Genomic DNA, 19,273 nt, shown 5'->3' on the forward strand with positions numbered 1-19,273 from the left:
CTCTGACCTACTATCGACTCCGCGTGACAGTGTCATACCTCGGCGCCTAGCCACACACATCCTCCGTGAGGCAAAGGCAGGCAAACGACTTCTGCCCCTGACAGCAAGCCTCGTCTGACGTGATCATTCAGCTGCCCTTCTCTGGAGATAAAGACAGCCACCCAGGATGAGTTCCTGCATGTCCTCTCTGATGGGTGCTGTTGCAACTTGGGGCGGGAGCCAAGAAAGCTCCGTTTTTATTGTGTGATCAACGCTATGTGCCTGTGTTGTCAGGCCGTCTCGAATACCCGGCTAACAATCACTGCATCCGGATTCGGGTGACCATAGGCAAACATCGTGCCCTGCCCCTTCCGCAATGAGTGCATCGCTTCCATCCCTTTCAACGTCCGGTAGGCAGACGTTTGGTTTTTGAATGCTCCTTTCGGCCCCAGGATCCGCTTTAACCGGCCATGATCGCCTTCAATGACGTTGTTGAGGTATTTCACCCGACGATGCTCGACCGTCGATGGACAGACGCCTTCCGCCTTCAGCTCAGAGATTGCCCTGGCGAGTGAGGGGGCCTTGTCGGTGCTGATCACCCGCGGATAGCCTGCCGATTTATTCGACCGCAGCGTCTTCGCCAGGAAACGCTTCGCTGCCGCGACGTTGCGTTTTGGTGAGAGGTAGAAGTCCAGGGTCTGGCCACCTGCGGTGATTGCCCGATAGAGGTAGCACCACTTTCCCCCGACCCGGATATAGGTCTCATCCACCCGCCAGGACCTGGCCTGCCAGTCAGGAACTTGCCGATACCACCGGGTCTTCTTATCCAGCTCAGGAGCATATTTCTGGACCCAGCGGTAGATCGTGGTGTGATCGACCGGCACTCCCCGCTCGGTCATCATCTCTTCGAGGTCGCGATAGCTCACGCCGTAGCGGCAGTACCACCGCACCGCCCACAGGATGATTTCACGAGGGAACTGCCGACCGGAGAAGATGCCCATGGACCTGATTATTCCACGCCGGTCTTCCTACTGCCCCAACTTTGCAACAGCACCATAATTAACCTCTTTTATAAGCCGCGCATAGTTGTCAAACAGAATCTCTAGGCGTTGGCGCTCCGAAGTGAGCTTGCGAGGCGCTCCCATTGCTTTATCCACTTCTCGGTCGAGCGCGTCGTGCGCTTTCAACAGTTCTGGTGCCATGGCGAGTGGGTTGTAGTGCTCCGCGAGTGAGCGATCCGGGTGCAGGGCACGAGCGTCGAGTACTTTCTGCCCCGCCTTAATAATCCGGTCGCGCGTCTTCTCATCGAGTTCTGGGACGGGGAAGGTGTTCCATGTCAGCGTATTCGCAAAGTTAAGATCCGACTTCAACCGACCACCGACCGCCCTTTGCCACGTGATGAACATCGAGGACGAGATCAAGCCAAACAAAAGCCCTTCGGGATCAGCTGCCGTATATACCTTGTCGCCTGCAATCACATCTGCGGGAAGGTGCGCGACGGTATAGAACTTTCGCGTTTCCGAGACAACACGGGGGATTGCTACGTAGTCCTCATTAGGCTGATGGTTCTCTTGGAAGAGGTAAGGGGTGGCCGCCGATTCCTGGGTCGCCTTTTTCTTACTCGACAGACGCATCTTCTCGACTGCCCCCACTCGCTCTTTGAGTATCGGAGAACGGTCTAGATCACTTGGGGTGAAATCATCTGCCATCCACAGGCACCAGCGATCTAGACCGCGCACTAATTCTTTACCCATACGGAAAGGCCGGAGATACTTAGCGGCAATAGGGTCGGCTGCAACCTCGTCGTGCTCGTCTACCTCAACAATCAAGTTCCCACCATCGGTTGGTTTTGATCCGAACCGGGCGCGTGGAATGAATGAGAGTGGTTTCGTCCTCTTTTTTACCAGCACCTGCGGTCCGTCAATGAGATAAGCGTTAATCCCCTCGTCAACATTAATTTCCACAGGTTCACCTTTAACGTCGAGGTAGTCCCATAGGCGTTGTTTCACGCCACGGTCACGGGTGAAACCGACGATCACGCAATGTACGGCGGCTTTACCTGGGGCTTCGGAGTCCCAAGCAAACGTGCGGTGCGCGAACTTAATCCGCCACCCCTCACGAGTCAGCGGGCCGAACAACGCGGGCACTGGCTGGCCTTGAGTAATCGAGTTAGTGGTCACGTAGGCGAACTCGCCACGACGCTCGGCCAGCAGGCGCATGGCTTGGGCGTGCCAGCCGGTCACGTAGTCCAGATAACCGTCGTAATCATCGCCCCAGACACGTTGCATATCCTGTTTCTGCTCCGCTGTCTTGGTGAATTGGCCGATAAACGGCGGATTGCCGAACAAGTAGGTCGTTCCGCTAGCCTGCGGCACAATCTCGGTCCAGTCCACGCCTAGGGCATTGCCGTGATGGATGTGGGCGGTGATGCTAATTGGTAGGCGCTGCGGTGGCCTGCCAACAGCATTCGCCAGCTCCTTGTTGGCCTGGTGATCGGCGAGGAACATCGCGGTCTCGGCAATTTTGGCCGGCCACCAGTTCAGCTCGAAGCCGTAGAACTGGCCAATCGAGAGCCGCTGTTCCCACTCAATGTTGAGGGACATGCCGGTCTCGCCGCGCCGTTGGCGGATGGCGACGATGATGTCGGTTTCGATGCGGCGTAGCTCGCGGTAGGCGGTGAGCAGGAAGTTTCCCGCTCCACAGGCAGGATCGCAGAAAAGGAGGTCGGCGAGGGAGTCGCGGAATTCCTCGAGCTTGCGAACAGAGGTAGACGGGCTGGAGACAAGGTTGTTGGCTCGGTCGCGCAGTTCGTCAAGGAACAGCGGGCCGATGGTTTTCATGATGTTGGTCTTCGAGGTGTAGTGCTCGCCGTCGCCGCGACGGGCTTCTTTCGACTTGACGAGCTGGAACAGGGAGCCGAAGACGGACACGTCGATTTTTGACCAGTCGAAGTCGCAAGCATCGAGCAGGGCTTCGCGCATGGCGTAGTCGAAGTATTCGGGGTCGAGTTGCTCGGCGAAGATTGCGCCGTTGACGTAGGGGAATTTCGCCAGGGTGCCAGGCAGGCGCTTAGGTCGTTTGTCTTCCGGGGTGTTGAGGACGCGGAAAAGTTCGTTGAGCTGTGGGCCGAGAGATTCCGGGGTGGTTTCGTTGCGCACAAAATCCGCAAACAGGTGCGGGGTGTCCCACAGGCCTGCATCGTCGCCGAAAAGGAGGAAGAGGATGCGTGTTAGGTAGACGGAGGTGCGCATGACGCGCTCGTCTTCTTCCTCGGCGGTGGTCGGGGCTTCGTCGCCGACGGCTTCGTCTACCTCGTCGCCGTTCATGGCTCGGAACAGCTCGACCATCAGGCGTGAGGCCTCCAAAGAGGCTTGCTCTTCTTCGCGGTAGGCCGAAGTTTCGTAGTCGGTTAAAAACGCGAGCTGTTCCAGATGCTCGTCGATTTCGTCCAGGTCGAAGGTGACGTCCCACTCGGCGGAATCGCCGACGTAGTCGCGGTTCAGGCGCGTGATGCGCAGGGTCTCAAAGTTGGAGCAGATGACGTAGGGCGGCAGCTGTGAGTTCGGGATAGTACCACCCAACAGGTAGTCCAATGCCTGGCTGTGCGCATCGTCGAGGTTAACCCCGAGGGATTTTGCTTCACCGATGACTTTACCGGGCATGAACAAGTCAATTTTTCCAGTGCGCCCGGTTGATGCTCGTTTAGCGCTGCGCTGATACAGGTAAATGTCACGGGCGTTAATACCGAAGCAGTCGAGGAGGTCTCCCCAAAACTGTTGGTCATGGCTTGATTCAGTGGCCGGTCGGTTTTCTGCTTTCCATTCCTCAATATGGGCAAGCCAGCGCACCTTGAATTCGGTGAGGTTATGGCGGAGGGTTGCGCGATCTAGGAGAGAAGAGGAAGTCATGTTAAAAGCATATAAGCTGCCCTGCTCCCTCAAGGTTTTCTTCAAGTGAGATTTTATATAACTGCCTAGCGGCAGGGGAACCGTATATTGCTTACGGCCTGTCACCCTTTCTTCGTCCAGTTGGCAAAACTATCCCGGCTTTGGAAAGCGCACGCTGTACCGTCCGATTAGACACGCTAAACTCTGCGGCTGCCTCACCTACTGTTGGATATTCTCCAGTCTCGCTTTTCCCCTTTAGGAACCAACTAGCTATAGCGAAGCTATCGGCAGCAGCACTCGTTTTCCTGTTCTCATTAGCAACCGCGAGCTTTGCTCGCTCCTGCTTTGCATAGTCGCTATCTGGCGCTGTCTTCCAGCGTTGTGCAGCCTTTTGCCCGCCTCTGCGCCCCATGGTGGCCAAGGCTTTCCGCTCGCTGCTGGTTGCCTTTCCAGGCGCGCTCGACCTCATGGAGGACGTGCTCTTGGATTGGGTCACGTAGCCGCGGACTCGTCGTGCCATAGTCTGGCGGTCTCGCATCGGGGGAAGCTCTGCGGGCCGGCCTGCGCCGCCGTGGGTCTGTGCGACGTTGTAGGCGTGCTCGTAGGCGTCGATGATGGCTGCATCCGTGAGTCGTTGGCCTGCGGCGCGGAGCCTGTGGCCGGTCTTAAGGGCATGCCGGAACGCGGTCTCGTCGCGGGCGGCGGTGCCCTCGGTAATCCAGAGCACGCGCACGCCGTCGATGAGCTCCGGGTCGTACTGGTCGAGTCCAGCAGAGACTTCCGCGTCCACGTCCTGGGCCAGTGCTTTAAACGCTTGTGCCTCTTCGCGGCGGGTTTTCACCGCGTTAATGAGTTCTCGCCCAGACTTAAATTGCTGGCGTGGTGCAGCCTCGTACTGGTCTGTCCCGGCCAAGTCCCTCACCTGCCTTATCAAGTCACCTAGACGCATCACGCGGTTGTGCTGCCTGTACCAACGATAAGCTGACGGAGATTTCCCTGTGTAGAACGGATTGCGGCTAAAGCCGTGAGCAAAATGGGGATCGTGGCCGAGCAGCTCGCCTAGGGTGTGCGTGGTTGCAGCTAGGAGCTTCATCTGCGAGAACTTACCCGAAGCGTCTGCGTAAACAGGGGCAATAAGCCAGATGAACTGTCCTTTCCCGCTTATGAGGTTCACACCCACCCAGGCTGGGCCGATGTTGTGCTCAACAAGCACCCGCACGACGTTGCGCACGTACAAGGCCAGGTCTGCGGGGTGGCCTCCGGCTTCTCCCGGCTGGTCTATATCCACGACGAGGACTGCGGCATATTGCTTGCTTGTAAGATTGCCGTACTCGCTTTTACCGAGGGCTTCGGAGTCAGTGCGGTACATACGCGGCGAGACCTCGCCGGCTTTGTTGCGCCGGTAAGCCTTTTTAAGGTCGCGCGTATCTGAACCGTGGAGGACGTCGCGGTAGACGCGGGGCGCGTCTCAATGTGTGCAGGTTCTACGCCATGTAGTGGTCAATCTCAGAAACAGACTTAACGTGGCTGCCCTTTTGTGTGGTTTCGAGCATATTTCTACATTCCTATTGACTTAGCGAATCAGATTGATAATCTAATCGTACAAGGTCATTTAAAAAGTCATCTATAAGGCATAGGCTGCATCTTGCGGTTCAGTTTAGACCTTGGCCTTAACTCAGACGCTCAAGCTTCAATACCTTTCTGCGTACTCTATTTTCTTTGGAGGGAAAATGAATTTCTTTTTTTCGCATAAACTGATTGCTTCGGCTTCAGCCATTGTATTATCCGGTTACTGTGTTTCCCCTGCGGTTGCGGTTGAAAACGATTTAATTTCGAACGATGTAGTTCAAAAAATCGTAGAAGAAAACACCATGTCACCCGCGTCGATTACCAATCAGAAGTGGATAGAAGCAAATGATGAAATCGACATACAAGAAGTCGACGAAATACAGCAGACGAATGAAGTGGTTTCCGAGCAAGCAGAAATTTTGACTACGACAGGAGAACGTTTTGCCCAAGTCATTGACAGGGAAGACGGAAGGCAAATCATCACGCTTTCTCCGGGAGACCATGACCAGGAGTTTCGTTTTAATTTTGAGGGGGCTTTTCTAGAAGAGAAAGATGGCTATATTCTTGTCCGTCCTGAACAATTCGAGGAACCATATCAAATAATTGATCCCGCATGGGCCCAAGATACAAACGGAGAAAAGGTAGATACTCACTACGAAATCGTAGGTGACACACTCGTGCAGCATGTTAATGCAAGTGCGACCGGTACTCCTGTGGTTGCGGATCCATACATTCGAGATGTCTATGGATGGGGAAAGAAAATTGGTCAAGAACTAGTTTTCACTAAAGACGAAACAAGCATGGTTGCTATTGGGGCCTCTTACTGCACTGGCAAAGTTACAGGAATGGGCTTAGGTCCATGGATTGTTAAAGGTGCATGCGCAGGCGCCTCTGCCGTAGCTACTCATGCAGCTAATACAGGCCGGTGCTTCACTATTCGGGCTCTCGGAGGAAAGTACTCACCAAATATTGTATTCCCTTACGCAACTCGATGCTAGAACAAAAGAGCTCAGCCTTTCTTTTGCTACAAAATGGATATGCAAAATAATTCGTTTCTCGCTCTAATTGGAGTCACTTTAATCATCTGGGGCGCACTGTATTGGCATAGAAAAACTACTGCCAGGTGGGTTTTCGCCACAGCTTTATTCAGCACTTGCCTAGCTTCTCTTCTAGGGGTTTCTAGGTATTTAGGACTGTATCATGACTACATCGATATTCTGTCTTTAGGAAACGTATTTTTGAATATGTTTATTTTGTTAGCAATCGGCCAATCTCATAGACAGAACAAGCCACGAACCTGAACCTATCTTTCAGGCATGATAAAGACTCCATATTGAAGTGCCCCAGGTTTTGTTCCGTTTGAGTAGATGGGAAAATTTGGAACATGCCGAGAAAATTTGATCAGGATGCGAAGGACCGAGTGGTCCGTCTCGTGGAAGACCGCATCCTGGCGGAGAACATTTCCATGCAAGTAGCCTGCAAGATCGTGGCACCCAAACTGGGCGTTTCGTGGCACACGGCGAGGCAATGGACGCAGGCTGCTCGTCGCGAAGGACGTGTTGTGGAATCAATGCCTGAGGACCTTGCTGCAGAAAACGCACGGTTGCGTCGAGAAAATCACCAGCTGCGAGACACCAACGAGTTGTTAAAAGCCGCCTCAGCTTTTTTCGCATCCGAACTCGACCCAAAACGTTAAGAAATGATCCGATTCATCGATGAGCATCGGAATCGTTTCTCAGTCGAGTTCATCTGCCAGACGTTAAACACGCATCGCGAAGGCGGCTTCCTTACTTCGCGTGGATACCGCCAATCCAAGGCCCGGGGCTTAAGTGCCCGCGCTCTTCGCGACGCTGCCCTCGTGGAGCATATTCGCGACGTTCATGCTGAAAATTACGGCGTCTACGGCGTGCGGAAAATGTGGCGCGTGCTGCAACGCCAGGGCATTGACATTGGCCGCGAGCACACAGCCCGGCTGATGCGCAGCGCTGGCCTGTCTGGCAAGGGCAAAGGTGGGGAACCAATCACAACGCGCAAACCCAAAGACCCGGATCTTCGCCCAGACTTGGTCAATCGTGATTTTAAGGCCCCTGGCCCTAATCGGCTATGGGTAGCGGACATTACCTACGTGCGCACCAGGAAAGGCTTTGTGTACACCGCGTTCGTGACCGATGTATTCTCCCGGAGGATCGTCGGATGGGCGCTGTCGGATTCGATGCGCACCGAAGCCTTACCGCTGCAGGCGCTCAACCAGGCAATCGTGTGTGCCAAGGAAACAACGGGCTTGATTCACCATTCAGACCACGGCTTGCAATATGTGAGTATTGTCTACAACGAGCGCCTGGCTGAGCACGGAATTACTGCGTCTACCGGCACTGTTGGTGATTCCTACGACAATGCTTTGGCTGAGAATGTCAACGGCTCCTACAAGAACGAACTGATCCATGGGCGCTCGTGGAACGATGTCGTCGACGTAGAAATCGCCACGTTCGAGTGGGTGAATTGGTGGAACGAGTCACGGCTCCACCAGAGCCTAGGCTACCGCACGCCGGCTGAAGTCGAAGCCGAGTTTTGGGAACACCACCCCAGTCGAGGAATAATGGAAATCAAGGCAAATGCCTAGGAACAAAACCCGGGGCACTTCAATACGGTTTGGCGCAGAACCAAAGTCCCCCGTAAATGAGTTCTATACGACCATCAGTTATTTATCCTATTTGGGTATGCGTGACACAATCGCGGTCCTTATCTTAGGTCTCAAATTCCGCTTTTGAATCGAGTAAATGAAGGCACTCCCGCTGGTGGGAGTGCGCTTTTCTATTTATTAGACTTCTGTCGTTTAGACGTAGAAACTGCGGGCAGTGACGCATTCTCGGAAACATATGTTTAGTCATATAGCAGGCTTCATGGGGGTACAGAAGGTGATATACGACTACACAGTCTTTCGGCCGCATGCCCTTCTGTCCCTTCGTCTTCTCATAAAAATCCCCACTAGGCAGCGTCTGTTCTCTCAGACGAACCTAATGGGGAGACACTCACCTACGGGTGAGTGCTTTAGCAGCAAATGCAAGCTTAGAGCTTGCGAGAAGTCGGCGCGTGAACGTCGAGCATAACTGCCCAACCAGCGACCATGAACGCGCCGCCGACGCCCTGGAGGATGATCGGAGCCAGGAATGCGAAGGACGGACCGACGATGGTCCACCACCAGATACCCAGGCCGAGCAGTACGGCGCCGAGCACGAAGTAAATAATTGCGCGGGTCATGAGGTTCTCCGTTTTAAGAATCTAAGATTTTGAGACTCACACAGCTTAGCACCGTCTAGCGGTACTGCACCAGCAAAGGCGAGTGATCCGACCAGCGCTGTTCCACCATGGGTGCCTTTTCGACCCAGGTTTTCTCCGCGCGCTCCAGCATTGCCTTGGTGGCAGCCTGGTAGTCGATGCGCCAGCCAGCGTCGTTATTGAACGCTTGGCCGCGGTAGGTCCACCAGGTGTACGGACCGTCAGCATCGGGGGCAAGGCGCCTGGCGACGTCGTACCACTGCACGGCGTCCTCCCCCGGAACGCGGGCTGACCAGTCGGTCTTCGTGGCGTAGTCGATCACGCCGAGGTAGTCCCCAAGGCCCTTTTTGTCCTGTGGCAGCTCATCCGGGAAGGAGCCAAACACGTGGTCCATGAACGCACGCTCCTCAGGCAGATGACCGGACTTCTTCTCATTGGACTTGTTGTTCTTGAGATCCTGCGCTCGGTGGCAGATGTTCCAGTCGCCACCGATAACGGCCTGCGGATAAGTCGCGGCCAAGTCGGCGAGGACCTCCGAGAACTCGTCGAGGAAGAGGTACTTCTCGTCCTGCTTCGGGGAATCAGTATCGCCAGACGGCAGGTACAGGGAGGCCACGCGTACTGGGCCGCCCTCGGCGTCGACAGTCGCGGCGATGAAGCGACCGGACTCGGAGAAGGACCCGAAGCCAACTGAGACGTCGCTCAGCGGCGTGCGCGAAAGAATGCCCACGCCCGCGCGGCCCTTCGCGGCGGACTCGGCCTGGACCAAGTGCCAGCCGGCCTCAAGAGCGGGCGCGAGTGCCTTCTGGGTTTCCTTCGGATTCGCGCGAACTTCTTGCATGAGGACCACGTCGGCGGTGGTCTCCTCGAGCCAGACATTCATTCCCGGGTTATTTTCATTGCGCTGCTTGCAGGCGGCGCGGATGCCGTTGACATTGACGCTCGCAATAGTAAAAGTCATGCGCGCTAGTCTACTTGCGCGCAATAAGGCACAAGAGCACCCCCACCGTGTGCTGGGTGTTAGCTCTGTTCGATGATCTTTACATACACGCCACTACGCTTGGCGGTGACCTGGGAAACGATCCACACGATGATGCCCAGCGAGGCGAGGACGACGCCCACCAGGGAGGTAGCGTTGTAGTTGAAACCGGCGCCCACCACGAGGCCGCCGAGGGCCGCACCCATGGCGTTGGCGATGTTGAGCGCGGACTGGTTCAGCGCGGAAGCGAGGGTCTGGGCGTCGCCAGCAACGATCATGAGGCGCAGCTGCAGCGACGGGATGAGGACCGCGCCGAAGAAGGCGAGAACGCCGAACGCGATGGTCGCTAGCCAGAGATTGTGCGCGCCGAAGTAGAACACCAGGGACGTCGCCACGAGGAATACGAGGGCGAAAAGGATGGAGTATTCGGTGTTGCGGTCAGACAGCGCACCGCCGACGCCGTTGCCAATGGTCATGCCGATGCCATAAACCATGAGCACTGCCCAGGTCCAGTGATCCGGCATTCCGGCGACTTCGGTCATGGTCCAGGTGATGTAGGTGTAGACCGCGAACATGCCGCCGAATCCGACGATGCCCATGATGACCGACAGCCAAACCTGCAGGTTCTTCAGCGCGCCGAGCTCGGTGGAGATGTCAGTGGACGGCATCTCCGTCATGTGCGGGAAGAGGAAGTACAGCAAGACCATCGTTGCCAGCGCGAGGATGACCACGAGGAAGTAGGCGGCGTGCCAGCCCAGGTTCTGGCCGAGCGCCTGGGCTGCGGGAACGCCCATAACAGTGGCCACGGCCAGGCCCATGCCGATGGCAGCCATTGCCTTGCCGCGACCGCCCTTCGGCGCCATGGCGGCGGCAGACAGGTTGGCCACGGAGAAGTACGCGCCGTGCGGCAGACCTGCAATGAAGCGAGCGGCCAGCAGCGTGGCGTAGTTCGGCGCCAAGGCAGTGAGCAGGTTGCCCACGAGGAGGAAACCAATGAGCAAGATGATGAGGCGGCGGCGCGGCAGCTTGCCCGTCGCGGCTGAGATAACGGGAGCGCCGACGACGACGCCGAGGGCGTAGACGGTGATTAGTGTCGAGGCGGTGTCTTCCGTAATGCCAAAGTCACCCGCGATGAGCGGCAGCAGACCCATGGAGACGAACTCCGTGGTGCCGATGGAAAAGGCACCCAGCGCCAGGGCGAGCGTGACGAGGGTGCGGCGGGTCGACGAGATTTCAGTTTGGCGGGGCACGCGCGGTTGGTCGGCGCGGTCGTGGTTGCTTTGGGAGCTTACGGAGACAGAATTCACGTGCGGAGACCTTAGCGCGCGAGAAGGGTTCTTCGTAAGCTACGGCCGCCCAAATGTGCTTTTCCCACATCATGATGGGCTTATGCCACACATCACAGAGGTCAATTTACACAACATGGGCGTTGTATAATAGTCTTGCCTAAGTTAGAAAAGCTTTACCTACCCCTCAAAGGAGTTCCCTAGTGCGAGCACAACGCATCATCGCCACCGTCGCGGCAGCGGCCACCATCTTCACTTTGGCAGCCTGCTCCTCGGACAGCTCTTCCACTGGAGAGAACAACTCCGCGTCGTCGTCTAACTCCGCGGACTCCGCCGCATTCCCGGTGACCATCAAGCACGCGTTCGGCGAGACCACCATCGAGAAGGCACCAGAGCGCGTGGCTACCGTGGGTTGGGCTAACCACGAGGTTCCTTTGGCGCTGGGCGTTGTCCCAGTGGGCATGTCCAAGACCACGTGGGGCGACGATGACAACAACGGCGTCCTGCCGTGGACCGAGGAGAAGCTCAAGGAGCTCGGCGCGCAGACTCCGGTCCTCTTTGATGAGACCGACGGCATCCCATTCGAGCAGGTCGCTGACACCCAGCCGGACGTCATCCTCGCTTCCTACTCCGGTCTGACCCAGGAGGACTACGACACCCTGTCCAAGATTGCTCCGGTCGTGGCCTACCCGGACGTCGCGTGGGCGACCTCCCTCGAGGACATGATTGAGATGAACGCTGAGGCCATCGGCAAGAAGGACGAGGGCGAAAAGCTCATCAAGGATCTCGATGCCCAAACCGAAAAGGCCCTGGACAAGTACCCGGCTCTCAAGGACAAGAAGGTCCTGTTCACCGCCTTCGGCGGCACCACCGATGCTTCCAAGATCGGCTTCTACACCACCGACGACCCACGCATGGGCTTCCTAGCCGAGCATGGCCTGGGCACCCCGGACATCGTGGAAAAGAACTCCGAGAACGCCGAGCAGTTCTGGGTCGAGGTCTCCGCTGAGAAGCCAGAAGGGTTCAACGACGTTGACCTCATCGTGGCCTACTCCACCGGAAACGCCGACGATGACAAGAAGACCCTCGAGGAGATGCAGAAGGATCCGCTCAAGGGCAAGATCCCGGCAGTTCAGAAGGGCAACGTGGTCTTCCTCGAGAACGGCCCGCTGGGCGCTTCGGCGAACCAGTCCCCGCTGTCTATTCCGTGGGGCATCGACAAGTACTTCGAGCAGCTGAACTCCGGTCTGCAGGCTTAAATCACGTGGCGGCCAAGAAAATCGCCGTCATCATCGGACTCTTAGCCGCCACCGCTCTCGCAGTGGTGGCTTCGGTCATGTTTGGCGTGCGCACAATTTCCCCTTCCGACGCCCTCTCGGCCCTCGGCGGTTCGACCGCGACAGCCAGTGAGGCCGCCGCATATTTGCGTGTCCCACGCACCGTGTTGTCGCTCTTCGTCGGTGCCGCGCTCGCCATGTCCGGAACCACGTTCCAGGCCATGACCCGCAACCCGCTCGCCGACCCTGGCATCTTCGGTGTCCTCTCCGGCGCCGCGCTGGCCGTCGTGGTGGGCATCGCGTTCTTCGGGCTCTCTCGCCCCGTGCCCACGATGATCGTGGCGATTATCGGCTCCTTCGCTGCCGCCTCCTTCGTCTACGTCGTCGGCTCCCTAGGCCGCGGCGGCGCCACGCCGCTCAAGCTCGCACTCTCAGGCGCTGCCACGGCCGCCGCGTGTTCCAGCATGGTCAGCGCCGTGCTGCTCCCGCGCACCGACGTCATGGACAAGTTCCGTTTCTGGCAAATCGGCTCCGTCGGTGGCGCGCAGTGGTCCCAAATTAGTATGGCCGTGCCGTTCCTCGTCATCGGCCTCATCATTGTTCTGGCCTGCGCCACGGGACTTAACGCACTTGCGCTTAGCGACGACGTCGCTACCGGCCTCGGCATCAACGTTGTGCGTACGCGCTTGTTCTCCGCCGTGGGCGCGGTCATTCTGTGCGGTACTGCCACCGCGATTGCCGGCCCCATCGCTTTCGTAGGCCTCATCGTCCCCCACGTCATGCGCCTAGTGCTCGGCACCGACCACCGCCTGCTGCTGCCCATGACCGGCCTGGCCGGCGCCTTCCTGTTGGTGGCGGCGGACACGGTGGGGCGCGTCGTCGCCAAGCCGAGCGAGGTCGCCGTGGGCATCCTCACCCCACTTCTAGGCGCACCGCTGTTCATCTGGATTGTCCGCCGAACCAAGGTGCGTGATCTCTAATGCCGAATCAAACCTCCTCGGCCTCCACCTCCGCGACGCTGCAACAGCAACGCCACGCCCGCGCGCGTTCCTTTGCCTGGCGCTTGAGCGTGCTCGCCGTCATCATCGTGGTTTTGTGGGCCACCAGCCTCATGGTGGGCGAGACCTTCTATGGTCCGGGCAAGGTGCTTCGTGTTGTTTTCGGTGAGACCGTCCCCGGCGCGTCCTTTACGGTCGGCGACCTGCGCCTGCCGCGTGCCACCGTGGCCGTCGCCGCGGGCATCGCTTTCGGTATCGCCGGCGTGACTTTCCAGACCATGCTGCGCAACCAGCTGGCCTCTCCCGATATCATCGGTATCTCCTCCGGTGCCTCCGCCGCGGGCATCACGGCGATTGTGTTTTATAACGTCTCCCAGACCACCGTGTCTTTGGTTTCGCTGGTGTGCTCGCTGACGATCGCCGCGCTGATTTACCTGTTGTCGCTGAAGTCTGGTTTCACCGGCACGCGCCTTATTCTCATCGGCATTGGTATGTCGGCGATTCTGCAGGCGTGGACCAACTTCGTGCTGTCGAAGGCCCCGTCCTACGACCTGCCTACGGCCACACGGTGGATCACGGGCTCGCTCAACACCATGTCCTGGGAGCGCGGCCTGCCGCTTCTTCTTACGGTGCTGGTCATCGCGCCCGTCATGATTTTCTTGGGTCACCAGCTCAACGTTTTGCGGCTTGGCGACGACCTCGCCGTCGGCCTTGGCCTGCGGCTCAACGTTGTGCGCGTTTCGGCCATCGTGGGTTCGGTGATCCTCATTGCGGTGGCCACGGCGTCGACGGGCCCGATTGCCTTCGTGGCATTCATGGCCGGGCCGATTGCCACCCGCCTGTTTAAGGCTGGCCCCTCCATGATCGCCCCTGCCTGTGCGGTGGGCGCCATCCTGGTGCTCGTCGCTGACATGGCTGGTCAATACTTCTTTGGTACCCGCTACCCCGTCGGCGTCATCACCGGCGTGCTCGGTGCGCCATTCCTTATTTACTTGCTCACTCGCTCGAATCGTTAGGACTGTCATGCACAAACCTGCTCAGCTCACCGCGAAGGACATCTCCCTCGGATACGGCGAGCGCGACATCATCACCGGGCTCAGCGTCGACATCGCACCTGGCAAGGTGACCTCCATCGTGGGCCCCAACGGCTGCGGCAAGTCCACCTTGCTGCGCTCGCTGTCCCGCCTGCTCAGGCCCACCGGCGGCGAGATTTTCCTTGACGGCAAAGCCATCTCCGAGATTCCCACCAAACAGCTGGCTGCCTCGCTGGGCCTGCTGCCGCAGTCTCCCATCGCCCCAGACGGCATCGTGGTGACGGACCTCGTGGGCCGCGGCCGCACCCCACACCAGGGGCTGCTCGGCCGCTGGAGCCAGGAAGACTACGACATCGTGCAGGAATCCATGGAGATGACCGGGGTGGCTGAACTCGCGGAGCGCTCCATCGACGAACTCTCCGGCGGCCAGCGCCAGCGCGTGTGGATCGCCATGGCACTCGCCCAGCGCACCGACATCCTGCTGCTCGACGAGCCCACCACCTACCTCGACATCAAACACCAGCTCGAGGTCCTCGACCTGCTCGTCGAACTCAACGAAACCCACGGCACCACCATCGCCATGGTCATTCACGACCTCAACCTGGCCGCCCGCTATTCTGACGAACTCATCGCGGTCTCAAACGGCAACGTCTACGCCCAGGGAAGCCCCCAAGACGTCATGACGCAGCAAACGGTCAAGGACGTCTTCGGCGTGGACTCCGTCATCGTCGAAGACCCAGTCTCGGGGCTTCCGGCCGTCATGCCCATTGGTAAGAGAAAGGTAAAATAATGCCCTACCAGCCATTCCGCGCTACGGTCTTGGACTCTGTGCGCATCTCCCCCAGCTTCCAACGAGTACGCCTCACCGGCCTGACAGAGATGGGGCCCTCCGGCGTCATCCGTGACCTGCGCATTAAGCTCATCATCCCCGGCGCCCACGGCCTGCCGGAGCTTCCCGCCACGGAGGACTGGTACGCCGCTTGGCAGCAGCTCGATCCGGCCACCCGTGGCGCAATGCGCACCTACTCCGTGCGCGAGCTCGACCGCGAACGCGGCATCCTCACTATCGACTTCGTGCTGCATACCGCGCCTGGTGAAACGGGCCCGGCATCCACGTGGGCGTCGACAGCCACGACCGGCGATAAAATCTACGTCATCGCCCCACACTCCGACGACGAATCCGGCCCCGGCATCGAGTTCCAGCCCGGCGAGGCCCGCGAGGCCCACGTCTTCGGCGATGAGACCGCCCTGCCTGCCATCGCCCGCATCCTCGACGAGTGGCCCGACGGGCTTAGCGGCAGCGTGCACATCGCGGTGCCCTACTTCCAGGACGCGCAGGCCCTCGCCGCTCCTACCGGCGTCACCGTCGAGTTCCTCCCGCACGGTGGCAACGCCACGCTTATCGACGCCCTCTCCTCCCTCACCGGCGTCGACCCCGCCCCGGACACCCCACAACAGGCCAGCCCTGAGCGCGAAATTCTCTGGGAGACCCCCGGCTTTTCCGCTTCCGGTGAAGAGCTCGGCACCCGTGCCGCGGACGGTGCGTATTGGTGGATAGCGGGCGAAAGCGGCGTCGTCAAGCGCATGCGTCGCATGCTGGTCAAGGAGGCAGGCGTGCCGCGCTCGGCGGTGTCCTTCATGGGCTATTGGAAACGTGGGGTCTCTGAGGGGTAATTGCCCGCACAGCTGTAACAAGACAGGTATCCTGTTAGGTTGAAACATTTTCGAACTATTAGGAGAAACATGTCTAAGATCATCTGGACCCGCACGGACGAAGCTCCGCTGCTCGCCACCTACTCTTTCAAGCCGGTCGTTGAGGCTTTTGCCTCCACCGCGGACATCGAGGTTGAGACCCGCGATATCTCCCTGGCTGGCCGTATCCTGGCTCAGTTCCCAGAGCGCTTGGGTGAGAAGAAGGTCGAAGACGCACTGGCTCAACTCGGCGAGCTGGCTAAGACCCCGGAAGCAAACATCATCAAGCTTCCGAACATCTCCGCTTCCCTGGTACAGCTGAAGAAGGCTATCGCCGAGCTGCAGGCTGACGGTTTCGACATTCCGGATTACGAGGACGCTCCGGAGAAGTACGCCGTTGTTACCGGTTCCGCTGTGAACCCGGTTCTGCGCGAGGGCAACTCCGACCGCCGCGCACCGATTGCTGTGAAGAACTTCGCTAAGAAGTACCCGCACAAGATGGGCGCTTGGACCGCTGATTCCAAGACCAACGTTGCCACCATGTCTGATAACGACTTCCGCCACAACGAGAAGTCCGTCATCATGCCGGCTGATGACACCCTGACCATCAAGCTCAATGACACCGTCCTGCTCGAGGGCCTCAAGGTTCTCAAGGGCGAGGTTATCGACGGCACCTTTATCTCCGCCAAGGCTCTCGACGAGTTCCTTAAGGCTCAGGTGGCTCGCGCTAAGGAAGAGGGCGTTCTCTTCTCTGCTCACCTGAAGGCCACCATGATGAAGGTCTCCGACCCAATCATCTTCGGCCACGTGGTCCGCGCGTTCTTCGCAGATGTTTATGACAAGTACGGAGAGGAGCTGCTCGCAGCTGGTCTCAACGGTGAGAACGGCCTCGGCGCTATCTACGAGGGCCTGAAGTCCCTCGAGAATGGCGAGGAGATCAAGGCCGCATTCGACGCTGCTCTCGAAAACGGCCCGGACCTGGCTATGGTGAACTCCGCTAAGGGCATCACCAACCTGCACGTTCCTTCCGACGTCATCATCGACGCTTCCATGCCGGCCATGATCCGCACCTCCGGCCACATGTGGAACAAGAACGACGAGGAACAGGACACCCTCGCTGTTATCCCGGATTCCTCCTACGCTGGCGTTTACCAGGCTGTTATCGAGGACTGCAAGGCTAATGGCGCATTCGATCCGTCCACCATGGGTACCGTTCCAAACGTCGGCCTGATGGCTCAGAAAGCTGAGGAGTATGGCTCCCACAACAAGACCTTCAAGGTTCCGGAGAACGGCACCGTGCAGGTGACTAACTCCGCTGGCGACGTCCTCATCGAGCACGACGTCGAGGCTGGCGACATCTGGCGCGCATGCCAGACCAAGGACGCTCCGATCCAGGACTGGGTCAAGCTGGCTGTTAACCGCGCACGCCTGTCCGGTATGAAGACCATCTTCTGGCTGGACCCAGAGCGCGGTCACGACGCCAACCTCATCACCCTGGTGGAGAAGTACCTGAAGGATCACGACACCGAGGGCTTGGACATCTCCATCGCTTCCCCGGTTGAGGCAACCAAGATCTCCATCGAGCGCATCCGTAAGGGCGAGGACACCATCTCCGTCACCGGTAACGTGCTGCGTGACTACAACACCGACCTCTTCCCGATTCTCGAGCTCGGCACCTCCGCAAAGATGTTGTCTGTGGTTCCACTGATGGCTGGCGGCGGCCTCTTCGAGACCGGTGCAGGCGGATCCGCTCCGAAGCACGTTCAGCAGGTTGAGGAAGAAAACCACCTGCGTTGGGACTCCCTGGGTGAGTTCCTCGCTCTGGCTGAGTCCTTCCGCCACGAGCTCAACGCTCACGGCAACGCTAAGGCAGGCGTGCTTGCCGACGCCCTCGACAAGGCCACCGAGACCCTCCTCGACGAGGGCAACTCCCCGTCCCGCAAGGTCGGCGAGAATGACAACCGTGGTTCTCACTTCCACCTGACCCTGAACTGGGCCAAGGAGCTGGCTGCACAGACCGACGACGCTGAGCTGGCTGAGACCTTCAAGCCGGTTGCTGAGGCCCTGGAGGCCAAGGCTGGCGAGATTGAGCAGGCGCTTCTCGACGTCCAGGGTTCCCCCGTCGACCTCGGCGGCTACTACGCCCCGAACGAGGAGAAGCTCAACCAGACCATGCGCCCGGTTGCTGCCTTCAACGAAATCATTGACGGCCTGAAGAAGTAAGCGCTCGGTTGACTGTCTGGGCCGTTGGCCTGGGCTGTCGATGCTAGTTAGCCGGCTGGCCCGGGGTGCCATACCCTGGGCCAGCCGGTTTTTGTTTGGCCGGGCTGGGAGCCCCTTTGCCCAGCCCAGTCTCGTCCTCCATCCCCAAAAGCCACCCCTTCCCGAACTCACTGGGTGATGCCCACGCGCCACAGAGCGACTGCGCATTCTAATGGCACAGGGGGTGACGCTCGATGAACTGAACTGATTCTGCCGCCGCTGCTGCCTTTTCGAGGCTTGGATACAGATAGTTTCATTGAAGCACCGTTTTGCGACATCAGATCAAATAGACGCAAGGCATAAGTTTCCACAAGCTTGATCCAGAACATGCACATTCAAACATAAATGGATTGTTTAGCTAACGCGCTGCGCCGGTTGCATCCGAATATCCCGAACAATTGCCCGATGAGTTTTCCCACCATCTTTTCGGAAGTGCCAAGTGCCGCCGCGATGTCCCTGTCGGACAACACACCGTCGCGCAGGCATTGCATCACCCGAGTTTGGAAAGGCGTGAGATTTTGAGCCCGAAGAACTGTGGATACAGGGAGCTGGTGGTCAAGCATCAATCCGCGATCGAGGTAGGTGAGCCTCATTTCAAGATCAGTTTTGAAATTCTCGGTAGGTTGTTCACAGATGAAGTAGGCATTAGCCCCTGCTTCGATCGCGCTAAAAAGCGTTCGTACGGTGTGCATGGAGCGCTCAACAAAGTACAATATTGGTGGCGATTCACTCTTCTCTGGAGAAGTAATCACCTCGTCATTTTCGACTTCGAATACATCACAGTGTGTAGTACCGATTTCATGCGAAGACGTCGCTGCGATAGCTGTTGCCCTGACCATATCTGCAGTTGTTTTCGAGTAGACCTCATCGGTACCAGCACCTTTGACTATTAACCGCTTTGACTTAGCAAACATACATGCAGCAATTACCGGAACGGATGTACTCTTCACGGATCCACCGCCGAAATCCAGAGTGTTGATATCCTTGAGACTGTTAATGCACCCCATTTCGGCCCATCCGAAGCAATCTGTCAA

The 19,273-nt window shown here is 58.2% G+C and carries 14 protein-coding genes and 1 pseudogene; 8 read left to right on the forward strand and 7 right to left on the reverse strand.

The window, feature by feature from the left end; translation table 11 throughout:
• Positions 1-269 precede the first annotated feature (269 nt).
• From CHU71_RS10400 to CHU71_RS10410, 3 genes are all read right to left on the reverse strand, one after another.
• Entirely contained in the window at positions 270-980 is a 711-nt protein-coding gene (locus CHU71_RS10400; RefSeq protein ID WP_011069225.1) for an IS6-like element IS1628 family transposase, read from the reverse strand.
• Positions 981-1,007: 27 nt separating this feature from the next.
• Entirely contained in the window at positions 1,008-3,887 is a 2,880-nt protein-coding gene (locus CHU71_RS10405) for a DNA methyltransferase (protein WP_147761010.1), read from the reverse strand.
• Between the two features lie 91 nt (positions 3,888-3,978).
• Entirely contained in the window at positions 3,979-5,235 is a 1,257-nt protein-coding gene (locus tag CHU71_RS10410) for a replication initiation protein (protein ID WP_147761011.1), read from the reverse strand.
• A gap of 361 nt (positions 5,236-5,596) precedes the next feature.
• Between CHU71_RS10410 and CHU71_RS10415 the strand changes: the two genes are divergently transcribed.
• Complete coding sequence (locus tag CHU71_RS10415) at positions 5,597-6,433, forward strand: hypothetical protein (protein WP_147761012.1); 837 nt, start codon at positions 5,597-5,599, stop codon at positions 6,431-6,433.
• A gap of 386 nt (positions 6,434-6,819) precedes the next feature.
• Positions 6,820-8,055, forward strand: a pseudogene (locus CHU71_RS10425) (IS3 family transposase).
• A gap of 446 nt (positions 8,056-8,501) precedes the next feature.
• On the opposite strand, the gene CHU71_RS10430 reads toward CHU71_RS10425, so the two are convergent.
• From CHU71_RS10430 to CHU71_RS10440, 3 genes are read right to left on the reverse strand one after another with little or no spacing between them, the layout of a single operon-like run.
• Complete coding sequence (locus CHU71_RS10430) at positions 8,502-8,693, reverse strand: hypothetical protein (protein WP_049147434.1); 192 nt, start codon at positions 8,691-8,693, stop codon at positions 8,502-8,504.
• Between the two features lie 55 nt (positions 8,694-8,748).
• Positions 8,749-9,672, reverse strand: a complete 924-nt coding sequence (locus CHU71_RS10435; RefSeq protein WP_110092274.1) for an exodeoxyribonuclease III — start codon at positions 9,670-9,672, stop codon at positions 8,749-8,751.
• A gap of 59 nt (positions 9,673-9,731) precedes the next feature.
• On the reverse strand, positions 9,732-10,997 hold the full coding sequence (locus CHU71_RS10440) for an MFS transporter (protein WP_172453533.1): 1,266 nt from the start codon (positions 10,995-10,997) through the stop codon (positions 9,732-9,734).
• 182 nt (positions 10,998-11,179) lie between these two features.
• On the opposite strand from CHU71_RS10440, the gene CHU71_RS10445 reads away from it, so the two are divergent.
• From CHU71_RS10445 to CHU71_RS10470, 6 genes are all read left to right on the forward strand, one after another.
• Complete coding sequence (locus CHU71_RS10445; protein WP_147761015.1) at positions 11,180-12,235, forward strand: iron-siderophore ABC transporter substrate-binding protein; 1,056 nt, start codon at positions 11,180-11,182, stop codon at positions 12,233-12,235.
• Positions 12,236-12,240: 5 nt separating this feature from the next.
• On the forward strand, positions 12,241-13,233 hold the full coding sequence (locus tag CHU71_RS10450) for an iron ABC transporter permease (RefSeq protein WP_147761016.1): 993 nt from the start codon (positions 12,241-12,243) through the stop codon (positions 13,231-13,233).
• Positions 13,233-14,267, forward strand: coding sequence for an iron chelate uptake ABC transporter family permease subunit (locus CHU71_RS10455; RefSeq protein WP_147761017.1), 1,035 nt, complete (start codon positions 13,233-13,235; stop codon positions 14,265-14,267). The genes CHU71_RS10450 and CHU71_RS10455 overlap by 1 nt, the downstream gene beginning before the upstream one ends.
• A 7-nt stretch (positions 14,268-14,274) precedes the next feature.
• Positions 14,275-15,075, forward strand: coding sequence for an ABC transporter ATP-binding protein (locus CHU71_RS10460; RefSeq protein ID WP_147761018.1), 801 nt, complete (start codon positions 14,275-14,277; stop codon positions 15,073-15,075).
• Positions 15,075-15,959: a siderophore-interacting protein gene (locus CHU71_RS10465; RefSeq protein ID WP_147761019.1), complete on the forward strand. Its 885-nt coding sequence runs from the start codon at positions 15,075-15,077 to the stop codon at positions 15,957-15,959. Before CHU71_RS10460 ends, CHU71_RS10465 begins: the two co-directional genes overlap by 1 nt.
• A gap of 69 nt (positions 15,960-16,028) precedes the next feature.
• Positions 16,029-18,200: an NADP-dependent isocitrate dehydrogenase gene (locus tag CHU71_RS10470; RefSeq protein ID WP_147761020.1), complete on the forward strand. Its 2,172-nt coding sequence runs from the start codon at positions 16,029-16,031 to the stop codon at positions 18,198-18,200.
• 374 nt (positions 18,201-18,574) lie between these two features.
• Here CHU71_RS10470 and CHU71_RS10475 read toward each other — a convergent pair whose 3' ends face one another.
• Positions 18,575-19,273, reverse strand: coding sequence for a response regulator transcription factor (locus CHU71_RS10475; protein ID WP_141276760.1), 699 nt, complete (start codon positions 19,271-19,273; stop codon positions 18,575-18,577).

This window comes from Corynebacterium sp. LK14 (assembly GCF_008042215.1).
GTDB classification, from domain to species: domain Bacteria; phylum Actinomycetota; class Actinomycetes; order Mycobacteriales; family Mycobacteriaceae; genus Corynebacterium; species Corynebacterium striatum.